The organism is Halobacillus sp. GSS1 (genome assembly GCF_017307035.1).
GTDB classification, from domain to species: Bacteria; Bacillota; Bacilli; order Bacillales; family Halobacillaceae; genus Halobacillus; species Halobacillus litoralis.
Map to the genome: position 1 here is coordinate 609,236 of NZ_JAFLHE010000001.1, position 18,866 is coordinate 628,101.

General features: G+C 41.4%; 21 protein-coding genes and 1 riboswitch. Of the genes, 3 read left to right on the plus strand and 18 right to left on the minus strand.

Translation table 11 applies throughout. The features are described 5' to 3' along the window. Positions 1 to 15: 15 nt before the first annotated feature. The 5 genes from J0K78_RS03160 to J0K78_RS03180 all read right to left on the minus strand — a co-directional run bounded on the left by J0K78_RS03160 (position 16) and on the right by J0K78_RS03180 (position 4,986). Positions 16 to 1,020, minus strand: coding sequence for an ester cyclase (locus J0K78_RS03160; RefSeq protein WP_206945344.1), 1,005 nt, complete (start codon positions 1,018 to 1,020; stop codon positions 16 to 18). Positions 1,021 to 1,485: 465 nt separating this feature from the next. Next, positions 1,486 to 2,466 (minus strand): Ltp family lipoprotein, encoded by a 981-nt coding sequence (locus tag J0K78_RS20140; RefSeq protein ID WP_370550955.1) that lies wholly within the window; start codon positions 2,464 to 2,466, stop codon positions 1,486 to 1,488. 328 nt (positions 2,467 to 2,794) lie between these two features. After that, positions 2,795 to 3,301, minus strand: coding sequence for a hypothetical protein (locus J0K78_RS03170; RefSeq protein WP_206945345.1), 507 nt, complete (start codon positions 3,299 to 3,301; stop codon positions 2,795 to 2,797). A gap of 2 nt (positions 3,302 to 3,303) precedes the next feature. Further along, positions 3,304 to 4,365 (minus strand): hypothetical protein, encoded by a 1,062-nt coding sequence (locus J0K78_RS03175; protein WP_206945346.1) that lies wholly within the window; start codon positions 4,363 to 4,365, stop codon positions 3,304 to 3,306. Between the two features lie 69 nt (positions 4,366 to 4,434). Beyond that, entirely contained in the window at positions 4,435 to 4,986 is a 552-nt protein-coding gene (locus J0K78_RS03180) for a hypothetical protein (RefSeq protein ID WP_206945347.1), read from the minus strand. 588 nt (positions 4,987 to 5,574) lie between these two features. On the opposite strand from J0K78_RS03180, the gene J0K78_RS03185 reads away from it, so the two are divergent. The 3 genes from J0K78_RS03185 (at position 5,575) to J0K78_RS03195 (ending at position 6,934) form a co-directional block, all read left to right on the plus strand. Continuing rightward, positions 5,575 to 5,922 carry a response regulator gene (locus J0K78_RS03185; protein WP_206945348.1) on the plus strand — a complete coding sequence of 116 codons (348 nt, stop codon included), beginning with the start codon at positions 5,575 to 5,577 and terminating at the stop codon, positions 5,920 to 5,922. 288 nt (positions 5,923 to 6,210) lie between these two features. Further along, positions 6,211 to 6,579: a response regulator gene (locus J0K78_RS03190; protein ID WP_206945349.1), complete on the plus strand. Its 369-nt coding sequence runs from the start codon at positions 6,211 to 6,213 to the stop codon at positions 6,577 to 6,579. 235 nt (positions 6,580 to 6,814) lie between these two features. Then, a complete protein-coding gene (locus J0K78_RS03195) occupies positions 6,815 to 6,934 on the plus strand; it encodes a Spo0E family sporulation regulatory protein-aspartic acid phosphatase (protein WP_370551073.1) in 120 nt (39 codons plus the stop codon). 384 nt (positions 6,935 to 7,318) lie between these two features. Here the strand turns inward: J0K78_RS03195 and J0K78_RS03200 are convergent, their stop codons facing one another. From J0K78_RS03200 to J0K78_RS03260, 13 genes are all read right to left on the minus strand, one after another. Then, complete coding sequence (locus tag J0K78_RS03200) at positions 7,319 to 8,338, minus strand: thiazole biosynthesis adenylyltransferase ThiF (protein ID WP_206945351.1); 1,020 nt, start codon at positions 8,336 to 8,338, stop codon at positions 7,319 to 7,321. Next, positions 8,335 to 9,102, minus strand: coding sequence for a thiazole synthase (locus J0K78_RS03205; protein WP_206945352.1), 768 nt, complete (start codon positions 9,100 to 9,102; stop codon positions 8,335 to 8,337). The genes J0K78_RS03200 and J0K78_RS03205 overlap by 4 nt, the downstream gene beginning before the upstream one ends. Before the next feature lie 2 nt (positions 9,103 to 9,104). Beyond that, entirely contained in the window at positions 9,105 to 9,308 is a 204-nt protein-coding gene (thiS, locus tag J0K78_RS03210; protein ID WP_206945353.1) for a sulfur carrier protein ThiS, read from the minus strand. After that, positions 9,305 to 10,432, minus strand: coding sequence for a glycine oxidase ThiO (thiO, locus tag J0K78_RS03215; RefSeq protein WP_206945354.1), 1,128 nt, complete (start codon positions 10,430 to 10,432; stop codon positions 9,305 to 9,307). The genes thiS and thiO overlap by 4 nt, the downstream gene beginning before the upstream one ends. Then, positions 10,429 to 11,043 carry a thiamine phosphate synthase gene (locus tag J0K78_RS03220; RefSeq protein ID WP_370550960.1) on the minus strand — a complete coding sequence of 205 codons (615 nt, stop codon included), beginning with the start codon at positions 11,041 to 11,043 and terminating at the stop codon, positions 10,429 to 10,431. Before J0K78_RS03220 ends, thiO begins: the two co-directional genes overlap by 4 nt. A 3-nt stretch (positions 11,044 to 11,046) precedes the next feature. Next, on the minus strand, positions 11,047 to 11,745 hold the full coding sequence (gene tenA / locus J0K78_RS03225; RefSeq protein ID WP_206945355.1) for a thiaminase II: 699 nt from the start codon (positions 11,743 to 11,745) through the stop codon (positions 11,047 to 11,049). 156 nt (positions 11,746 to 11,901) lie between these two features. Beyond that, positions 11,902 to 12,010, minus strand: a riboswitch (TPP riboswitch). A gap of 189 nt (positions 12,011 to 12,199) precedes the next feature. Then, complete coding sequence (locus tag J0K78_RS03230) at positions 12,200 to 13,267, minus strand: PQQ-dependent sugar dehydrogenase (RefSeq protein ID WP_206945356.1); 1,068 nt, start codon at positions 13,265 to 13,267, stop codon at positions 12,200 to 12,202. Between the two features lie 212 nt (positions 13,268 to 13,479). After that, a complete protein-coding gene (locus tag J0K78_RS03235; RefSeq protein ID WP_206945357.1) occupies positions 13,480 to 14,814 on the minus strand; it encodes a D-serine ammonia-lyase in 1,335 nt (444 codons plus the stop codon). A 137-nt stretch (positions 14,815 to 14,951) separates the two neighbouring features. Next, entirely contained in the window at positions 14,952 to 15,224 is a 273-nt protein-coding gene (locus J0K78_RS03240) for a hypothetical protein (protein WP_206945358.1), read from the minus strand. A gap of 474 nt (positions 15,225 to 15,698) precedes the next feature. After that, the gene (locus J0K78_RS03245; RefSeq protein WP_206945359.1) at positions 15,699 to 16,019 is read right to left on the minus strand and encodes a hypothetical protein; all 321 of its coding nucleotides are present in this window, start codon (positions 16,017 to 16,019) and stop codon (positions 15,699 to 15,701) included. 616 nt (positions 16,020 to 16,635) lie between these two features. Then, positions 16,636 to 17,211, minus strand: a complete 576-nt coding sequence (locus tag J0K78_RS03250) for a hypothetical protein (protein WP_206945360.1) — start codon at positions 17,209 to 17,211, stop codon at positions 16,636 to 16,638. A 329-nt stretch (positions 17,212 to 17,540) separates the two neighbouring features. After that, the gene (locus J0K78_RS03255) at positions 17,541 to 18,521 is read right to left on the minus strand and encodes an HNH endonuclease domain-containing protein (RefSeq protein WP_206945361.1); all 981 of its coding nucleotides are present in this window, start codon (positions 18,519 to 18,521) and stop codon (positions 17,541 to 17,543) included. Then, positions 18,511 to 18,840 (minus strand): pyrophosphohydrolase domain-containing protein, encoded by a 330-nt coding sequence (locus tag J0K78_RS03260; protein WP_206945362.1) that lies wholly within the window; start codon positions 18,838 to 18,840, stop codon positions 18,511 to 18,513. The genes J0K78_RS03255 and J0K78_RS03260 overlap by 11 nt, the downstream gene beginning before the upstream one ends. Positions 18,841 to 18,866 lie beyond the last annotated feature (26 nt).

Below are 18,866 nucleotides of genomic sequence, written 5' to 3' on the forward strand. Positions count from 1 at the left end.
CAAGATCTATTACCTTCACCTGATAAGGTATTGTCTTTTTCTAAGCCTATCGAAAATATCAATATCTAACTGTAGCAAGTATTCTACAATGTCTATCAAGACCCAGTTTTCTGCTAGTAAACCATCTTCTCTCCTCCACCAATCCATAACTCTCATCGTCACTTTTTTATTTGGGGCTGGTATTCCCAACCATCCCGCGCCTGTGTGTGTCGCTTCTACACTAGGCCATCCCGTTGAAGCGATATAAGTGTCATCAGCAAACCTTGACGCATGATTGTGCCCACCCACACGGTCCGGCAGCGCTTTGACGAAAGGTCCTTGATGGTAATCTTTGAATCCTTTTATTCCCTTAGTCGACCCTATTCCTCCAGGTCCATACCACATAAAGTCCTCTTTCCAAAATGCTTCCAATCCCTGCTTTTCTAAGCCGGATGTTGCTTTCCTGAGTCCTTTAAAGATCATATCCTCTACCAGTTGGAGAGACTTCGCTCTCTCGTGAGAATCATCTTCTTTCAATAAAAGTCCATCATATGTAGAAGGGCCGGGTACGTTAATTTCAGGAGCTAATGTTGGAATGAACTTGAACCCCGCTTGTCTCATAACGTCAAGCATATCGATTAATAATCTTGTTTCAATAATTTTTCCATCCTTGATCTTATGGAACTCACCAAACCTTATCCACGTCGCATGTTGACTAGCAGGAATCTCCAGCCAATCATTTTCAAATGTACCGACAAAGTTTCCGGTGGCAGTGACCCATTGATTCTCTTGGTACTCTCCTGCCATGAGAATATAGGAGTCTTTTTTCAAATCTGGAAAAGAACTAACTAATGGTCTGTAGAAAGTGTTTATAATCTGCTCAATACCCTCTACTTTGTTAATAGGATGAAAACCATAAAGGACTGCATCCTCATGATAATAATCCTTAATGTCCTCAGCGATACTATCCTTATTTGAGTTGTACAACTTTGATGAAAGTTCGTGAATCATTTTCTTATTTTTCAAATGTACAGATTCCATTTAACCACTACCTTATCTAAATTTTTAAATCTTGAATCCGCATTCAAAACACACAAAAAATTAATCCTTAAAGTAAGTCTTATACAATATGAATGATTGAATCCGCATTCAAAAATACATAAAAAAAGATTTTTGAACGATTCAGGAAGTTCCCCCTTCCTTTATGAGTTACTGAGAATTATAAAGAAAAAAAATACAATAGTAAAGGATATTTTTTAATTTTCTAAATATTTAGCCACTATTGAGTTTGGTTTTACTTTAGAATCCAATTAACATCACCCTGGCCACCTTTTGAAGGAGAATGTACTGAAGAAACGCAGACCGGTAGTAATAGGCAAAGAGCGCTTCAGTCACGAAGCGCTCTTTTGTATGTGATGTGTAGGATCATATTCGACCTGTTAAGTAAGTCCAACCTTTTAGCACCTGTAAATTTGTCTTTTCACCTGTTCCGCTTCCACCTCGGGATTACAAACCCACTTGACTAGCCGCGTAAGCTGCATGTTCTTGGCTGAAGCCTTCAAAAACCAATTGCTCGATTAAACCCTGTCTTGAGAACGCCATAAAATCAAGATACTCCTCAGCCTTAATCACCGCCTGTTCCTGCCAATCCACCGAAATATTCTCCACACCATAAGTAGCATCTTCTGTGCTAAATCCCTCAAACTCCAATTGATCGATCAACCCCGATTTCGAGAATGCCATGAAATTAATGTAATGCTCAGCCATAGCAACCGCCTGTTTTTGAGAAACGGTTACGCTGTCTTCTTTAGCTTTACGCTCTGCTTCTTCTTTTGCTTTCCTTTCTTCTTCCTCTTTAGCCTTACGTTCTTCTTCTTTCTTCTTCTGTTCTTCAGCCTCTTTGGCTTCCTGTTCTTTTTGCGCTTTTTCTTTAGCTTCCCGTTCTTCCTGCTCTTTCTGGGCTTGTTCTCTTGCTTCTCGTTCTTCCTTTTCTTTCTGCGCTTGTTCCTTAGCTTCCTGCTCTTTTTCTGCTTGTTCTCTAGCCTCGCGCTCTTTATCTTCCTCTTCCTGTTTCGCCTTTGCTTCAGCTTCTTGTTCTTCTACAGAAGCATTTGCTTTAGCGTCTTCCTTAACCGTTACATCCTCGCTCATCGCTCCCGTAATTAGGGCAAAGACAAGCAATGCGAGAAAGCAGCCCCCTGATATCAGGAAGTTTCGCAGTCTGTTCCCCTTTCCTTTCACAAGAGCTAATATGAAAAAAACGACCATCCCTGCTAAAGCTGTTATCATTAAAATCACTAAGAAAGTTAGAAAAGCACCTTCCTCCGATCCTAAAAACATAGCCAGGACGAAAGAGGCGTACAGACACCCACCTGATTTTAGAAAGTTCCTACGCCTGTGATTCTTTCCTTTTACAAATGCAAAAACAAAAAAGACGATCGTTCCTGCTAGCGCCAACGACATTAAAATCAGTAAGAATGCGTCCACAATAAACCTCCTCTGATTTTTATCACATCTCCTTCCAGTATATTAAGCAAAAAGCGATACTTTCCTTTTTCATTCGGGTTATGTAAACGTTCTAAAATTTGCAACGTGTTATCGCATCCCCTTTAAATGATGTAGCATAAAAAAGAGCGCTTCGTAACTGAAGCGCTCTTTTATACTCATGAATTAATAAGATTATCCTGTAATCCCCTATTTGTTAAAGAAAATGCCTGACCCCCACCACGTTAACACTTTAACGCAGTGGGGGTCAGGCACTTTCATACGGCTTACTTTTCGCTGACACATTGAATCATTTTCTTGTGGGGTTAAGTCACATCATAAAAATGGAGATGACAAGCATGATAGAAGTCGCATAAAAACTCATTTTAATTATGGAAAAGGGAGAGTTTTCAAATTTAGAAACGATGGATACCATCATAAAATAGGTTATAGAAATGAAGAGCACAGCCATCAAATACATGACCCAACGATTTTGCTCAACGATGATAAAAATGTCCCCAGTAAATCCAGATACTAAAATAGTCAATATAAGAATCATAAGGGAGAGTCCAAATACTTTTATTCCGTTTCTCCAAAATTTATTGTGAAAAATATTCCCGCTGCTTTTCTTTACCTGGCAATAAATCCAAAAGTAGTTGAAGCTGACCGTTAACAAGATGGCTACAGCAAAATAGATTTGCATCATTATAGAAGAGCCGTTTGATAAAAACGCATCAAATAGTATGTACCCAATTTTTTCGAACAGTATAATAAGGGTTATTAACGCTGCTAAGTTCAACAACTGAAAGAAGCTCCACTTATTAATGTCATTCACCATCTTCAATCCCCTTTTTTCTTTGGATGTAATTCAATTATGCCTTGATAGGATGTTGGAAAAGGTTTAGAACCATGATCCAGGGCTTTCAAATCTGCCAAAATATCTTTTCCCCTATTATTAGTCACTTTGATGAATTGTCGACGATCCTTTTCATATAGACTTTCTATGGTCGCTTGGTCAAAGGGAATAAACTTGCTTTCATTTTCATTTAGGACTACATCTTTTTTCAGTACAGTCGAATTTCCATGTTCATCAAAATGGACAACATCAACACTCGTTGAATAAGGGACGGGATTTAACGTAATCCCTTCGATGCTATTTTCAGTAGTAAGCCTATCGTTGTTTTCATAAAACTTCACAGGCTTACCACCATCCGTACTCCACGATGGAGAAGGATAAGGATCTTTTAATGTACTCATCTGCTCTTCACTTAATGTGAAGGAATGATCTCCTAATTTTCCATTATCAATGGTAACATCGCCCAATTGTAAAAAAAAGCGATAGTTGCTTACATTTTCATTCCCTATTTTCTCCTTGTCGGAAAGATCTGCTAGAGGTATGAATGATAATTCTTCCTGCCCCTCTTGCTCAATAGAAATTTCCACAGGAAGGGTTATGGAAGTTTTAGGGGGAACCTCATATTTTATCGACCTTGACCACTTTTCGTCTTCTTCTGGTCTAACTTTTGCCGTATGATCCCCCTGCATGAATATTGCTTGCATCTCTACATTTTCTTCCTTGTTATTCTCTACAATAATGTTACCTGTTAAGTAATCTTTGTCTTTAGGTAACGTAAGAAAGGTAAATTCCTCACCTTTTACGGAGGTTTTATTTTTGAAATCATCATCAGGAACGAAAGCTTTCACCAAAGTAAAAGGGACAGATGATTCTGCAACTTGATCAGATTTACGAAGCAGTTCAAGATTCTTAGATTCTTCTAAAGCTGGATCCCCACTGGATATCATGGCGACATCTTCCCCACTAAATTCATTGTTTAACTTTTCTCCCGAGCAACCACTTAGAGCAATGATTATGAGACTAATAAGAATGAAGGTTTGTTTCATATGTATATCCTTTCGAATGAAAATTGCACTAAGCTAAAAAGTAGCTTAGTGCAATTTTATGTATTTTACTTAATAGTTTAGCACACTATCAAAAGTTCTCGCTTCATACAGCACTCCGGAATCTGTAGCTGTATGGATGGTCAGGCCGGAATATACAGTGTTGAATGATCCGATCATTTCTGCTGTTGATTCAGCAGTAAACTTAGCAACTGCCGTAGACTTATCGCCATTTACAGTATATCCAGAACTTGTATTTTTAAGGCTCGTAGTTGCGGATGTAACTGTCGTGTAAACCTTACCTTTTGAAGTACCCGTGCTACTAACCGCATCTGAAAGATAGTCGGATGCAACATTTGTACTTCCGGTTGCTAATGATCCCCAAGAGGATGCTGCCGCTTGAAACTGGCCACCTGAAGTTGCGCCGGCATTCCCAAACTCTACTGACTCGTTGAGGTCTTCTGCTTTTTCCCATTCACTTTCCCAGTTGATCGTGTACTGTTGAGTCTTTTGGTTATCTTCAGACAAATCTTTGCCCGTAGATTCAGCTGCCCCAACTCCCGTTGAAATAGCTGCAGAAGCTAGTAATGTTACACCCATAGCAGAAATCAATTTTCTTTTCATAATAAAATTCCACCTTTCCCTTTTTTTCTTACAGGGAATAGATTATCACACACAACTCCTTTTACAATAGATTACAGATTGGGAAATAACCTCCATATTTTTCTGCTTCTCCACCCAAAATTCTCACTACTTTCCCAAGCTTAAAAATAATAGAATCCCATTTACAAAACAAAGAGTTTATATGTACGATAATCTGATGTTCTTCACTCCACCATTTATTCACATCCACCCTTTCATCATTTCATTCCAAGAGAGGCATGGATTAAATGGGGAAAGACCTCAAATGTATTAACTTTTTATGCTGGTACTCTCAAGAAAGGGAAACTAGCCTTTCTCTACACTAATCACTAGTCTCACTATTTTCCCCAGTGAGCTCACTGTAAGCTTTCACTTGTCTTGGACTCTTCCTTCCTCTGTTGCTATTACTAATCCTTATGCAAGTATTCACTCCAGTCGAATAGGTTGGAGAATTGTTCGGGGCTTTTTTCTACTCTCCACTAACCTACTCTGGTATGATAGGTCTGGGGTGACTATATACACAGGTATAAAGATAGGGTTAGGGAGACCAATTGACGTAAGGAAGATTATATGCCTACTGCAATATTGGTAGATAATACTCGAGATAAACTAAGATTGAAAAGTATATTAGAAAGACACTCCTATACAGTTTTGGCGGAAACTGAAAATGGCACGGAAGTAATCTCACTGTATGATCGCTATCAACCAGATTTAGTGCTTATGGATGTCCAAACCTCTGATATGCAAGATCTAAAAGCACTTCGCAGTAAGTACCCAAAAGCACAGGTGATTGTATGCTCGGAACACAGTGATATCCATATACTTGACCAGTGTGCTTCTATAGGAGTGATTGACTTCATTCAAAAGCCACTTCTCCACAGATTGTCTCCAGCTATAGAAAAATTAAATCATAGATAAATCACCCCTACTTGCCAGCGTGTTTTCATACTCTGGCTTTTTTTATGTATAAATGTTCGTTCACTGCCCATAATGGTGAAGGTGACTCTCACATACACATCCCTTATATCTAACTCATGTGATGAGTCCCTCGCTTAGTTACGCCAGAGTTTTGCTCTGGCTATTTTCTTTGTTTAAAAACAAGTGCATCCGAGTCAAATTCACTATACTAAGATAATTTTATCTGTTAAGGTTACGTGTGGGTGAACAATAAAGGGGAATAAAGAGAAAAGACGTAAGGACGATTGTATGATTAACGCACTAATTATTGATGATTCTTCATTTATGAGATCATGGTTGAAAAAGGTATTAGAAATGGAATCCATTTCAGTGATCGCTGAAGCTGCGAACGGAATTGAAGGGATTATTGAATATAAGACCCATAGCCCCGATCTAGTCATACTAGACTTTGTCTTGCCTAAGGTAAATGGACTGCAAACCCTTATCCAGTTAAAGAGGATTAACCCTAACGTGAGAGTCATTGTCTGTTCCTCTTTAGGCGATAAATTCACTATTGAGAGATTTGCTAAGCATGGAGCCTATGACTTCATACAAAAACCTTATTTTGGACGTTTACCAACCGTCATCGCCAGGCTGAAACCAGAGATTATAGAGTAACCCATTTCACCCTACTGGTCAGAGATATATTCTTTGACCTTTTTTTAATGTAAAATTCACTTTTCTCTAAAACCTAAGATTAGGAATTACACCCTGGGATGTTTTACCTGTTTCAAACTGCCACTATAAGAATCAATAAGAATGAAAGGTTATTGTAAAGACATGTGTTAACCTTTAATTGGAAGAGCGTATGCGGAGGATTACATATGGATGATATCTCACGGTTAGAAGAAAAATAGAATCTGTTCGACAGGAAATGTACGACGCCTATATGAATGGAGCAGACGATAAGGAAGTTTTGAGCATATCTCAAAAGTTGGATAGACTTCTCAATCAACTCCACTCATTATTCTAGATGTGCTACTCACATCACTTGTTTTTAAAGAAGGATAGGTAAAAAAGACCTGCTAAACCAGCAAAAGTAAAAAACAGGATGATCGGACCCAGGAAGCTATCATTGGACAGGAAAGATGTTAATACCATCTACTTTCAGCTCCGAAAGAGTAATTTTATATATTCTTCCCATATATTACTCTTTCATTCTTTTCCATTTATCACAGAGGGATCGTAGTATGAAAAATTCCAATTCACCATAGAGAAAGAACGCTCCATGATTGAAGCGCTCTTTTTAGGTAGAAAAAAATGTTGTCGATTAAAACTCCACCTATTAAAGCGTATTTCTCTCGTTTCCTTATCCTCACTCTGCTAGATTGGAGGCAGGCATCAGAGAGATTTTCTATCAGCCAAAATACCGATGATAAAGCGTCTTTGCTTCTCTCACATCCTTTGTTCCATGTATCAAAGCACGACCGTCTTTGAATAGTACCATCCGCGTGTTTTCCTTAGTAAAAGAAACAAGGTATGGATTTTGTTCTATCTCCCCCTCCTGTTTAGCAAGGGTTCCGGCAACCTCTTCTAAACTCCATTTTCTATTAGACGGAGGACGGATCTGGACCGAATCACGTCCACATAATACGGCTGTTTTCATTTGATGGCTGTATTCTAGAAATGGATAAGTAGGATGGTTTCCACAAGAAGGGCAGCTTTCCTTTTTCATCTTGGATACGTTGATAGATGTATGCTGATTCTGCCACAGGTCAAAGGAAACAAGCTTCTGGCTGACGGCTGCCCAGTCTTCCACTAGTATTTTCAAAGCTTCAACGGTTTGATGAGCGACGATCATCTGCACAGCAGGACTGATAATCCCGGCGGTATCACAGGTCATACCACCACGGGGCACTTGATCCAGCAGGCAGTTCAAACAAGGGGTCTCCCACGGAAGAATGGTAGAGCTGATGCCATAACTGCTCACGCAGGCGCCGTAAATCCATGGAATCTGGTATTTTTGAGAAAGATCGTTCATCATCATCCTGGCGTCAAAGTTATCGGTGGCATCGATCATGAGATCGACACCTTCTAACAGGCGTTCCATTTCGGATGGCGTCGCATCCATGACGTAGGCATCGACTTGTACGTCACTATTCACCTCCGACAACCGTTGTTTCGCCGCCACTGCTTTGGGGATTCGATCTTCGGCATCCCGTTCTGAGTACAATTGCTGCCTTTGGAGGTTGCTCCACTCGACATAGTCGCGGTCAATCACTGTTAACCGTCCGACTCCTGCACGGACGAGAGCTTCTGCATTCCCTGTTCCAAGCGCCCCTGCTCCAAGGAGCAAAACATGTTTGGCGCTGATTTTTTTCTGACCGGCTTCTCCAATGGGAGAGAAAAGCGTCTGCCTGGAATAGCGTTCATTCATGTCCGGCTCATTCCCTCCATCGGGCTGCTGGCTGTGGCATAGCGTTTCTTCGGAATTCTGCCCGCTTCATATCCGAGGCGCCCAGCTTCAATCGCTAGTTTCATCGCTTCGGCCATCTTCACTGGGTCACTCGCTGCTGAAACAGCGGTATTTAATAACACACCGTCTGCTCCAAGCTCCATCGCCTGTGCTACATCAGCCGGGGACCCGATCCCGGCATCCACAATGACTGGCACCTTTGATTGTTCGATAATGAATTGAAGATTCTCACGGTTGATGATCCCTTGTCCAGAACCGATCGGGGAAGCTCCCGGCATAACCGCATGCGCACCCAATTCTTCAAGTCGGCGGGCAAGCACGACATCATCGGACGTATAAGGAAGAACCGTGAACCCTTCTTTGATCAGTTCTTCTGTTGCCTTGAGCGTTTCTACTGGGTCCGGAAGTAACGTCTTGTCACAGCCGATCACTTCTACCTTGATCATATCGCAAAGCCCTGAAGCTTTAGCGAGGTTAGCATGTCGGACCGCTTCTTCTGCCGTTTTCGCACCCGCTGTGTTCGGAAGGAGCGTATATTTTTCTACATCAAGCTGTTCAAGGAAATTCGGCTGGCTCGGTTCGAAAATATTCATGCGCCTAACAGTAAAGGTAAGGATGTCGGTCCCTGAAGCCTCCACCGCCTTCTTCTGAACGTCAAAATCCGGATACTTCCCTGTGCCTAACAATAAGCGAGACTTGAATTCTTGGTTACCGATTTTCAACATCTTCATCCGCCTCCTACGAATTGTACTATCTCTATGATATCTCCATCCTGCACCTTGTGATCTGCTCGTGATTCCTTCTCGAGAATGGATTCATTCTGTTCAACAATCACCACCCGCTGATCCAATTGAAAATGACCCAGTAGCTCACCAATCGTATTGACCTTTTCCGGAATCGTCAGCCATTCCCCATTGATTCGTAGTTTCATAGGTTCACTCCTCCACGTGATAAAATTCCAGTAGTTATCCATTCCTGAGGGACATCCTTGTCTTCAATTAAGTCAGCAATTACTTTTCCTGTGATCGGTGACAATAAAATGCCATTGCGATAGTGTCCTGTGGCGATAAAAAGTCCGGCATACTCTTGGTGCGGGCCCAGATACGGAATGCTGGCTTTCGTTTTTGGACGAAGCCCGGTCCAGGCTGTTTCCCACTCCGCAAAAACAAGTTCAGGCACCAACTGAGTCGCCTCTTTGATCAATGGAAATAACCCGCCCAAGGTTACCGTTTCATCAAATGTACCAGGCTTTTCTGTTGCACCGATCACCAGACGCCCCCCTGCCTTCGGAACGATGTAACATCCCTTAGAAAAGAGCGTCCCGTGAATGAGCCTGCGCTTCGTTTTCACGGAAAAGCATTCACCTTTTACCGGATACAGATCCATCCCGGAATTCTGTTTTCCAAGCAGATCTTCACTCCATGCCCCGCAAGCGACTACGACATGATCGGCGCTTACGTCTCCTCGATTTGTTCTCACGCCTGTGACTTGATTCTTTTCTTTAATTAAACCTTGTACATCGGTGTATTCTAAAAGTTCGGCTCCAAGCTCTACCGCTGACATGGCAAAAGCCTTCGACAAATCGGGAGCGGAAACTTGCCCGTCATTCGGGAGAAATAAGGCACCGCTCAGCTGGGAGGACACCGCCGGTTCTTCTCTTTGCAATTCAGAAGGCTCCATCCATCTCGCTTCCTCCCCGCGGTTTCTTTGAACTTCCCCATAGGCGATTAGCTCTTCCCTTTCTCCTTCATTTGTAGCAATTTTATAGATGCCGTTTTGCTGCAAACCAATATCAATGCCGCTATACGCTTTCAATTCTTCAGACAGCGCTGGAAACATCGCGCGACTTGCTGTAGCCAGTGAATACAATGAGTCGTTCCGGTCTTTTAGTTCCGATTGCGCTCCAAGCATGCCAGCTGCAGCTGAAGATGCTTTGCAGGCGATCGTCCCCCGCTCCAGGAGAAGAACAGAGCGTCCACGCTGTGCCAAATGATAGGCGATGGAACTGCCGATCACACCAGCTCCGACAACAATCCTTTCATAATGCTTATTCATAACATCCTCCCTCTATCGATTTCCTTCCTGTAAGCCTGTGCTGCTTCCCCAGGATCCTCCGCCTGTAGAATGCCAGACATGACTGCCATTCCCTGCGCTCCGGTACGAATGACATCACCTGCCCGCTCAGGAGATATCCCGCCGATGCCAACAACCGGACACCCGACATGCCGTATGATTTCACGGAGCGAATCCAATCCTTTCCCCGCTTTTCCCGGCTTGGAGGAGGTTGGATAGATATTTCCGTATAGGAGAAAATCCGCTCCTTCCTCTTCCGCACCTATGGCCTCTTTTAGTGAATGAACGGATTTTCCTACATTCAGACCGGGAAAGGATTGCTTCACTTGTGCGACTGGGAGACTATGGTGAGTCAACTGCACCCCGAAACATCCTGCAACAGAAGCTACATCTGCCCTGTCGTTGATGATAATACGATCCATTGGAAAACCGGTCTCCGTCACCTGTTGAATCCCATCAAAAATTTCAGCAGCGGACCGATGTTTTTCCCGAATGTGGAGAAAATCAACTTGCTGTTGGACCGCGCTCACTGTCTCGGTTAGTTCAGAAATCGTCTGCTTTCCTGTCGAGATCAAGTGAATGGAAGGACTCACGATTCATTCTCCTTTTCCTGCCAAGAGAGAAGTTCTCATATCAAATGGCCATTCTTCCATGACATATGCCATTTCCCAAAACTGGTACTCATACTGACTGCTGATCACAAACAACTCTTTCATCCGCTCACGGCCAGCTTCCGATTTCAATTCCGCCAGATCATCAAGACGTTGAATCTGCTCCTCTACGAGCGTTCGGAACCAATCCCCGCCATAGGTGCCAATCCATTCCTGATAAATCGGTTCTTCCGGCTGATGATCTTTCAAGTGCTCCCCGACTTCATAATAAAGCCAATAGCACGGAAGAATCGTAGCGATGATCTCCCCCAAGTCCCCGTGGTAGGCTCCTCGGTACATATGGGATGCGTACGCATAAGCCGTCGGAGAAGGAGTGAACTGGTTGCGCTCCTCCTTTGTAATCCCTAGCCTTTTTGAAAAGTTCTCATGAAGCTCCATCTCTGCTTCATACGTCCCTTGAGCATGAGAAGCCATACTGGCCATTGTTTTCATGTCCTCTGACTTCGCGGCTCCCATCGCCTGCACTCTGGAAAAGTGGGATAAATAATAAGAATCCTGAAGGACGTAGTAGCGAAACTGGTCGAGCGATAACGTCCCTTCTCCAATCCCTTTTACAAACGGATGGTTGAAACTTGCCTCCCAAATAGGATCCACCGCTTCGCGAATCTGTTGTGAAAATTTCATTGTCACTCTCTCCTTTTCCCGACGATCCACGGTCAAGGAAAAAAGAAATAAGACGCAAGCAATCTATGCATCTATTTCCAGACACAAAAAAAACCACTTTCTTCATATGCGTGAAGAAAGTGGTTTCATGTGTAAACATCTATATGTAGCTTAAGATACACGTAACCGCCACTTCCCTACGCTGGTATCAACCAGATCAGGTTCTAAGAGTCTTAAAGCTACACTTTAATCTCAGCCTTATGAGAAGGCACCCCTAGTGGATCGTCTATGATTTTTGATTTCAATGATATCGTAACATGTTCTAAATAATTGTCAAAACATTCCTCCAAAACTATCATGAATGGTAACTTTTAGAAGCATCTAACATTTCACAGAAGAGATGGATAACAAAGAGCGCTTCGTGACGGAAGCGCTCTATCGCATGGACCGATTTTGACCGGTTACTCTTCAGTAGTTAATCCAGTTCTGAGAGAGAAATTTTATATAGCTTGTCATCATTGTCCTGTGGATTTCCACGACCATCTGTATTATTACTAATGAAATAAAGATTGTTATCTTTTATTTGTACATCCCGAACCCGGCCAACACCAGCGATCACTTCACGGTATTCACCTGTTTCAAGGTCGAATTCTAAAACGGCAGAACCCCTTAATGCTGCAACATAAAGTTTTCCTTCAAAATTGTCCATTCCAGATGGTGCCCAGGTGGAGCTATCTCCAGAAGTGAATAGAGGCGAAACCATTCCTTCTTGTTCTTCAGAGCCTTCTATAACCGGCCATCCGTAATTTTGACCAGCTTCAATCAAATTAATTTCATCGTTTGCATTATCCCCATGTTCACTTGCATACATCGTACCATCTGACAACCAAGTCATCCCTTGAGGGTTGCGATGTCCAAAGCTATATACATAGGAATCCTCAAATGGATTATCATCCGGGATCGATCCATCTACGTTCATTCTTAAAATTTTTCCACCTAATGAATCCAGGTCTTGGGCTATTTCAGGATCAGATGCATCCCCAGCTGTAGCGTAGAGTTTTTCATCAGGACCTATTTTAAGTCTTCCTCCATGATGGTAAGTACCGCTGGGGATTTGGTTAAGAAGCAGATCCTCTTCTCTCCATACACGATCTTCCAACCGAAGCATTACGATCCGATTAAATTGTTCTTCCCCATCTTCATACGTGTAATAGGCATAGGCAAGGTTCGATTCGGAAAAGTCAGGGGCAAGAACAAACCCAAGCAATCCTGCCTCTGAAGCTGTGGAAACCTCTTCTTCAAGCTCTACGCTTTGCCTTTCTACTTCACCATCTTCAATTTTGACAATGTTCCCTGATCTTTCTGTTAAATAAAAGGTATCTTCCATTTTTTCGATGGACCATGGAACTTCCAAATTATCTGCTATCACTTCTAAACCTTCAGCAGGTAGTGGCGATTCTCCCTGTTTATTATCATCCGGGTTATCAGAACAGCCTGCTATAAAAAAGAAGGTAGTAATTAATAGCGCTATGATTTTTTTCAATTTAAAGCATTCCTCTCCCTCTTCGACTTTTATCTGAAGTGGGGGCAGTTCTAGTGCTCCCTCATCTCACTCACGTATTTCTAAATGAATAGAAGTGTTCTATTTGGAAAATATGCTATTTTTCTGTGTATCATGAAGGAAGAGTAGAAGCGGAAGAACCCCCTGGCTTCATTACTGAGGTTACGAGGAGCCCTTCACCAGGTTAATTTCTTCTATTCCTCATGACGAAGAAATGATGTGCCTTTAGAAACAAAGCCTTCCATAATATCTTTTGGCACCAAACTTCCACCTGTTGCCCAGACTAAATGAGTAGCATGATTTAACCGGGAGCCATACATGCCGTCTAACTGTTGTTGAATGTCGATGGAAGCAGGGCCGTACATGCCTGCAAGTGCCGATGGTTCGAGGGAAATACCTTCTGATTCATTCAAAAGGGCTAAAAGCTTGTACAAGTTTTCGTCGTTGATCGTATAAATGCCGTTCACCATATTTTCTACCAGCCTGCCAGCCAGAGCTGATGGTCGTCCAACAGCTAATCCATCAGCTTCCGTCTTATTATCAAGCCCGATATCCTGAACAGAAATGTCCTCATGTTTTCCTGTGGCAAGTCCAAGCATCATGCACGGAGAGCTGGTCGGCTCTGCAAAATAACAGTGCACATGATCCCCGAAAACATACTTCAGTCCATAAGTGATCCCCGCAGGACCTCCTCCTACACCGCAAGGTAAATAAACCACCAGGGGGTTGTCCGCATCAACCGTGATATTCTCTTGTTTTAATTGCTCTTGAAGGCGCAAAGCAGCCACGGCATAGCCTAAAAATAAATCCTTGGAATTTTCATCATCAACGAAGTAACAGTTCTTTTGCTCCTGACATTGTCTTCGTCCTTCGTTTACGGCAAATGAAAAATCCTTATCATGCTCCACCACTACTACACCTTTATCCCTGAGTAACTCTTTCTTCCATTCTTTCGCGTCCACGGACATATGAACCGTTACCTGAAAACCTAAAACAGCACACATGATACCTATACTTAGAGCCAGATTGCCTGTGGATCCTACAGCGATAGAAAAGTTGGAAAAGAACTTCTTGAATTCGGGATTGGCTAATTTTGAATAGTCGTCATCTTTTGTAAGCTTTCCATGCTTTATTGCCAGCTCTTCCGCGTATTTTAATACTTCATAAATGCCTCCTCGCGCTTTTATGGACCCAGCTATCGGAAGATCATGATCACACTTTACATACAAATGGCCAGGGATGGATTGCTGGTATAGCTTTTCCAATTGCTGCTGCATAGAAGGTATGCCATGGATGGGAGATTCAATGATTCCGTTCATTTTCTTGGTTTCTGGAAATACTTCAGCTAAATATGGAGCAAACCTTCGGAGAAGCATTTCTGCTTCATGAAGGTCTTCGGTTGGGATGGGCAGATTTTTTTGAAGCGTGTAATAAGGTTTAAGAGATTCATTAGACCAAAACGTTTCTTCCTTGCTTTTTAACTGCTCAATCAATTCTTCCTCGCTACTATAATTACTTTCAGAACTCATAAAATCCTCCTTTAGTTCATTAATTAATGTAACAAAATTTGGAGAATGTTTAACATGGTTAATTATTAAAGACATTCATGCAATTAAATTATAACGTGGGTCAAAAGAGTGCTGCTACATCTGCCCCATTCTTAATATTATAAGAACCCCAACAATTTTCTGACTTCTCCGCCGAATATGTATTGCAAAAATCCTGTAATTTCCAGCAAGCAAACTAATATGGCCAGCAAATATATAGCTAGTACGAAACTTTTAGCGTGGTGCATCGTTTTCTTTAGTAATTGTGTATCTTCCCTTTCTCCTTCTCCATCTTCTTCCTCGGGTAGTGTTGTAGGTATCATAGCTATGATAAGCGCACAAGCAATAGATAAACCGAGAAACAAGAAAGGACCTCCATCATTCGGAAACATTTGTCTCACCTCAAATCCTTAATTTACAATGTATATGTCACAGGCCATTTGCATTTGAAGGTATTCCTATTCAAGACTTTTCTCATTAGTGAGGTAAAAAGTTGAAGCGAAAGTTTAGGACAGCCATATGATGGAACTGTGGGAGCTTCCTTAGAAGTTCTCAGGCAACCCCAACCCTTCTCCTCTTTCACATAACATTACAAGAGTTCTAAAAAAGTGCCTGCCCCCACCAAGTTACTACGTTAGGGAAAGGGGGGGCAGGCGCCTTTTTAGTCCAAGATGAACCATATTTTTTATTTACAAGATACTACCTTTAATTAACCGACATTTCCAATGACGAAAAAGCTCCAATCGAAATCTTCTATTAGAGACCATGGATCTATAAAAAAGAAGCGCCTCAAACGAGACACTCTCTTTGTATATTATTTATGGAGTTCGAAAAATATAGCCTTCCCATCCTACGAAACTAAGGGTTTATATCCTATTAAAACTATCCAAAAAGGAATCCAACTCATACTCCGTCTTAAACTTAAATGAATAACCGTACTGAATGGGAGTAGCCCCTTTATTTTGTTCTTTAGGAAATGATGTCAAAGCTGTGCTATGAAGTTTTCCATCACTTCTCAAGATCGCTTTTTTTTCCACGATGTTTGGATTTAAAATAATGTTGATTTGTTTATTCGGTACCAGGTAGATCACTTCACTCGTGTCTTTATTTTCAAATTCATCTGCTTTACTTGTTTTCTTTGTAAGATTGAAATTGTTTTTAGTAAAAATACTACGAATGTATTCCATCAGACTATTCTCCCTTATTTTTCACTTCTACATTTATAAACATTTTTATAATTTGGTACTTATCCTAACATGACAAAGAGGGTTCACATACTATTATTTATTTTTATCTATGTGAGCAAGAAGGACATCATCTACTGTTAGTACCTGACCTCCGCGATTTTCAACGCCTCGTCAAATCCTAATTCCGTTCAATTCGTCCATATTATCGCTTCCTTTATTTAATCACTCTTCACTAATATCTTGTTTCGGAATACTTTGATCCATGGCGAAAATACGTTGAACCGCTTCTTAATAATATATGTAAGCTTCTTCCCAATCAGGACCACTAAGCGTGCCAGCGTGTTCCATCACAAAATTTAAAAAAGGAAATAAACGATCTATCAAACTACCATATATATGAAAGGCCGCAGGAATTAATTCCTTACATAAGCTGCCGATTTTGAAATTTTGTTAAGCAAGGGGAATCTCCCCTTACTTTTTAGTGAAGGTATCAAATCCCTAACACGTTAACACTCTAGCGCAGTGAGGGTCAGGTACTTCCAATAGTGAATACTGTACAAGTACACTGTAATAATTATTGCCACTTTAAAGAGGTTACTTATACTCTATAGGGTTATTAGTATTTTGTATCTTCCATTAATTCAATATATTTATTTTTGTTAATCTCCTCTCCTACCTCTTTAAATATTTTCTTCATTTTCTTATTAGGTATTTCTTTTCCTTTTTTACTTTCTAGTTTTAATCGCTTCCACTCTGATTTAAGAATTACCTGTTGCAAGTACTCAAGGTCTTCATGAAGATCATAATAAAATTCATAGCTTAACTCACAGAACTCTTCCCTTAGTGTTTGTAACATTATAGTATGTAAATCCATTAAAACTAAATTCATTTTCTCAGTTGGATTCAGATATAATTCAATCATTGTTGTTTTATAAACTATATCATCATTAAGGTTTTTTTCATTAAATTCTTCAGGAGCAATCTCTTTATTATTATAGTCTTCTACAGCGTTAGCATAAATATAAACCATGTTAGAGTAATCACTAAAATGCTCTCTTAGTTTATTAATCCATTTTATTCTCTCTGCACTTACAGTATTTATATAAACTCCTTTTTTGGTAGAAAAGTAATTAAGTCCTCCCAAAAGTACAGATATACCTATACCAATAAGCATAATTGTCTCTCTCGACATATAAGCAACTTCCTTTTCCTTTAAAAATATTAATATACAAGACCATGGGAGTATTACTCTCTTAATAATTAAAATTATTAATTTTCCTTCCTCGTACTACTTTTAAGAATGTAGGCGACTGCCGTATAGGCCTTCCTTTGTTTCGTAATAAGAGGCCAAGACGTATTAATTCACAAGCTTCTTCTCCACACGCTTTAGCGTGCGGAGGATGGTCTCATTTAGTTAAAGCAACAGATTCATTTTAAGTTAATAAAAGAACAGCACCAAACAAAACCGGGCATATAGTTTGTAAGAACACCTCTTCAAACATACTTCTCGTTCTCCATGCGTCACGGTAGCCAGAGGTCTTCATATCCGTTCTGAATCGAATATTCGTAGAGATGGACCATTTTCTTCTCCTCATAATTCGAGAGGTCCTGGTCTCGTATAACGAGCTCCTCGTAATTGAGCAGCTTTTCGTTTCTATCAACCACCTCACCCAGAAATTCCCGAACCGGCAGCTTGTCGTTCTTAGACGTATTGCATGTGCTACAGGATAATACGAGGTTCCACAGGTGATCGGACTGTACGAATGACCAAGGGATGAAGTGGTCGACATGGGTCTGCACGTTCTCCTTATCCAGAGACTTTTTGCAATAGAAACATTTCCTCTCAAAATACTGCATCAGCACCCGCTCAAACGGTTTTAAGGTGGAGCGTTGAGCGATGCTTTCGACTTTATCCAAAAGATAGTTGATATGCGGCACTTCGTTTAGCTGCTCAATCATTTTCGCCATATGGTAGTTGACGAGATCTACCAGCAGGCGCTGATATTTTCTCATGAACGTAAGAACATACGGATTGAAGCGGAATCGCTCCTTCTTATGATCAAACGCATAAAAAGACCCTCGCGTATCTCCGTAAAGCGCACCAAATACGTTTGTCTTCATGACGGATTTTATTCGTTTCGCTGCCTTGATCTGGATGGAGGTATCCAGCCTGTCGAAGGTGATCTCTTTCGGAATCCGGTGCTCCTCACTGATTTCTAACAATCTCTTAACGACAGCGGAGCCTCTCGTCCCCTGCTCCAAGTCGTGGTGGATGACGAGGTTCCAATAGATTTTGGCGAACGAATAAGCGAGCTGGTCGTACGTCACTTCGCTTTGGGAGTCGACCTGGTACAGGTTCTCAATCATCGCTTTCAACAGTCCGTACTTATATGTCGCCGACTTCTTCGATTTGGTTGTCAATACTATCGTGAAGATTCGCCACACTTCATCTTCGGTCAAGTAGAAAGCTTGCAACTCTCCTACCCTCAACTTATGACTCATCTTCGACCTTGACCAGATAGATTCTCTCCTCGAAGGCGCCCCGTTCTTCCGCTTTACGTCTTCTTACCTCTTCGACCTCATCAAACGAGGAACCGTGTCGTACAGCTAGAGCTCTTACCAGCTCGAGGATATCAGCCAGTTCTTCAACCGACTCACCGTTATTTTCTGCTTCCAAATATTCTTCTGTTTCTTCGACCAACTTCTTCTCTAGTTCTTTGGCATAGGCTTCATTAGAGAGAGGCTGGACTTCATAAGCCTTGCCTGATTTTGCGATGATGTCCGGAATTTTGTCCCGGACGAGCTTGTTGTAAATGGGCACCGTTACCCCTCCTTTATGTATGGTCT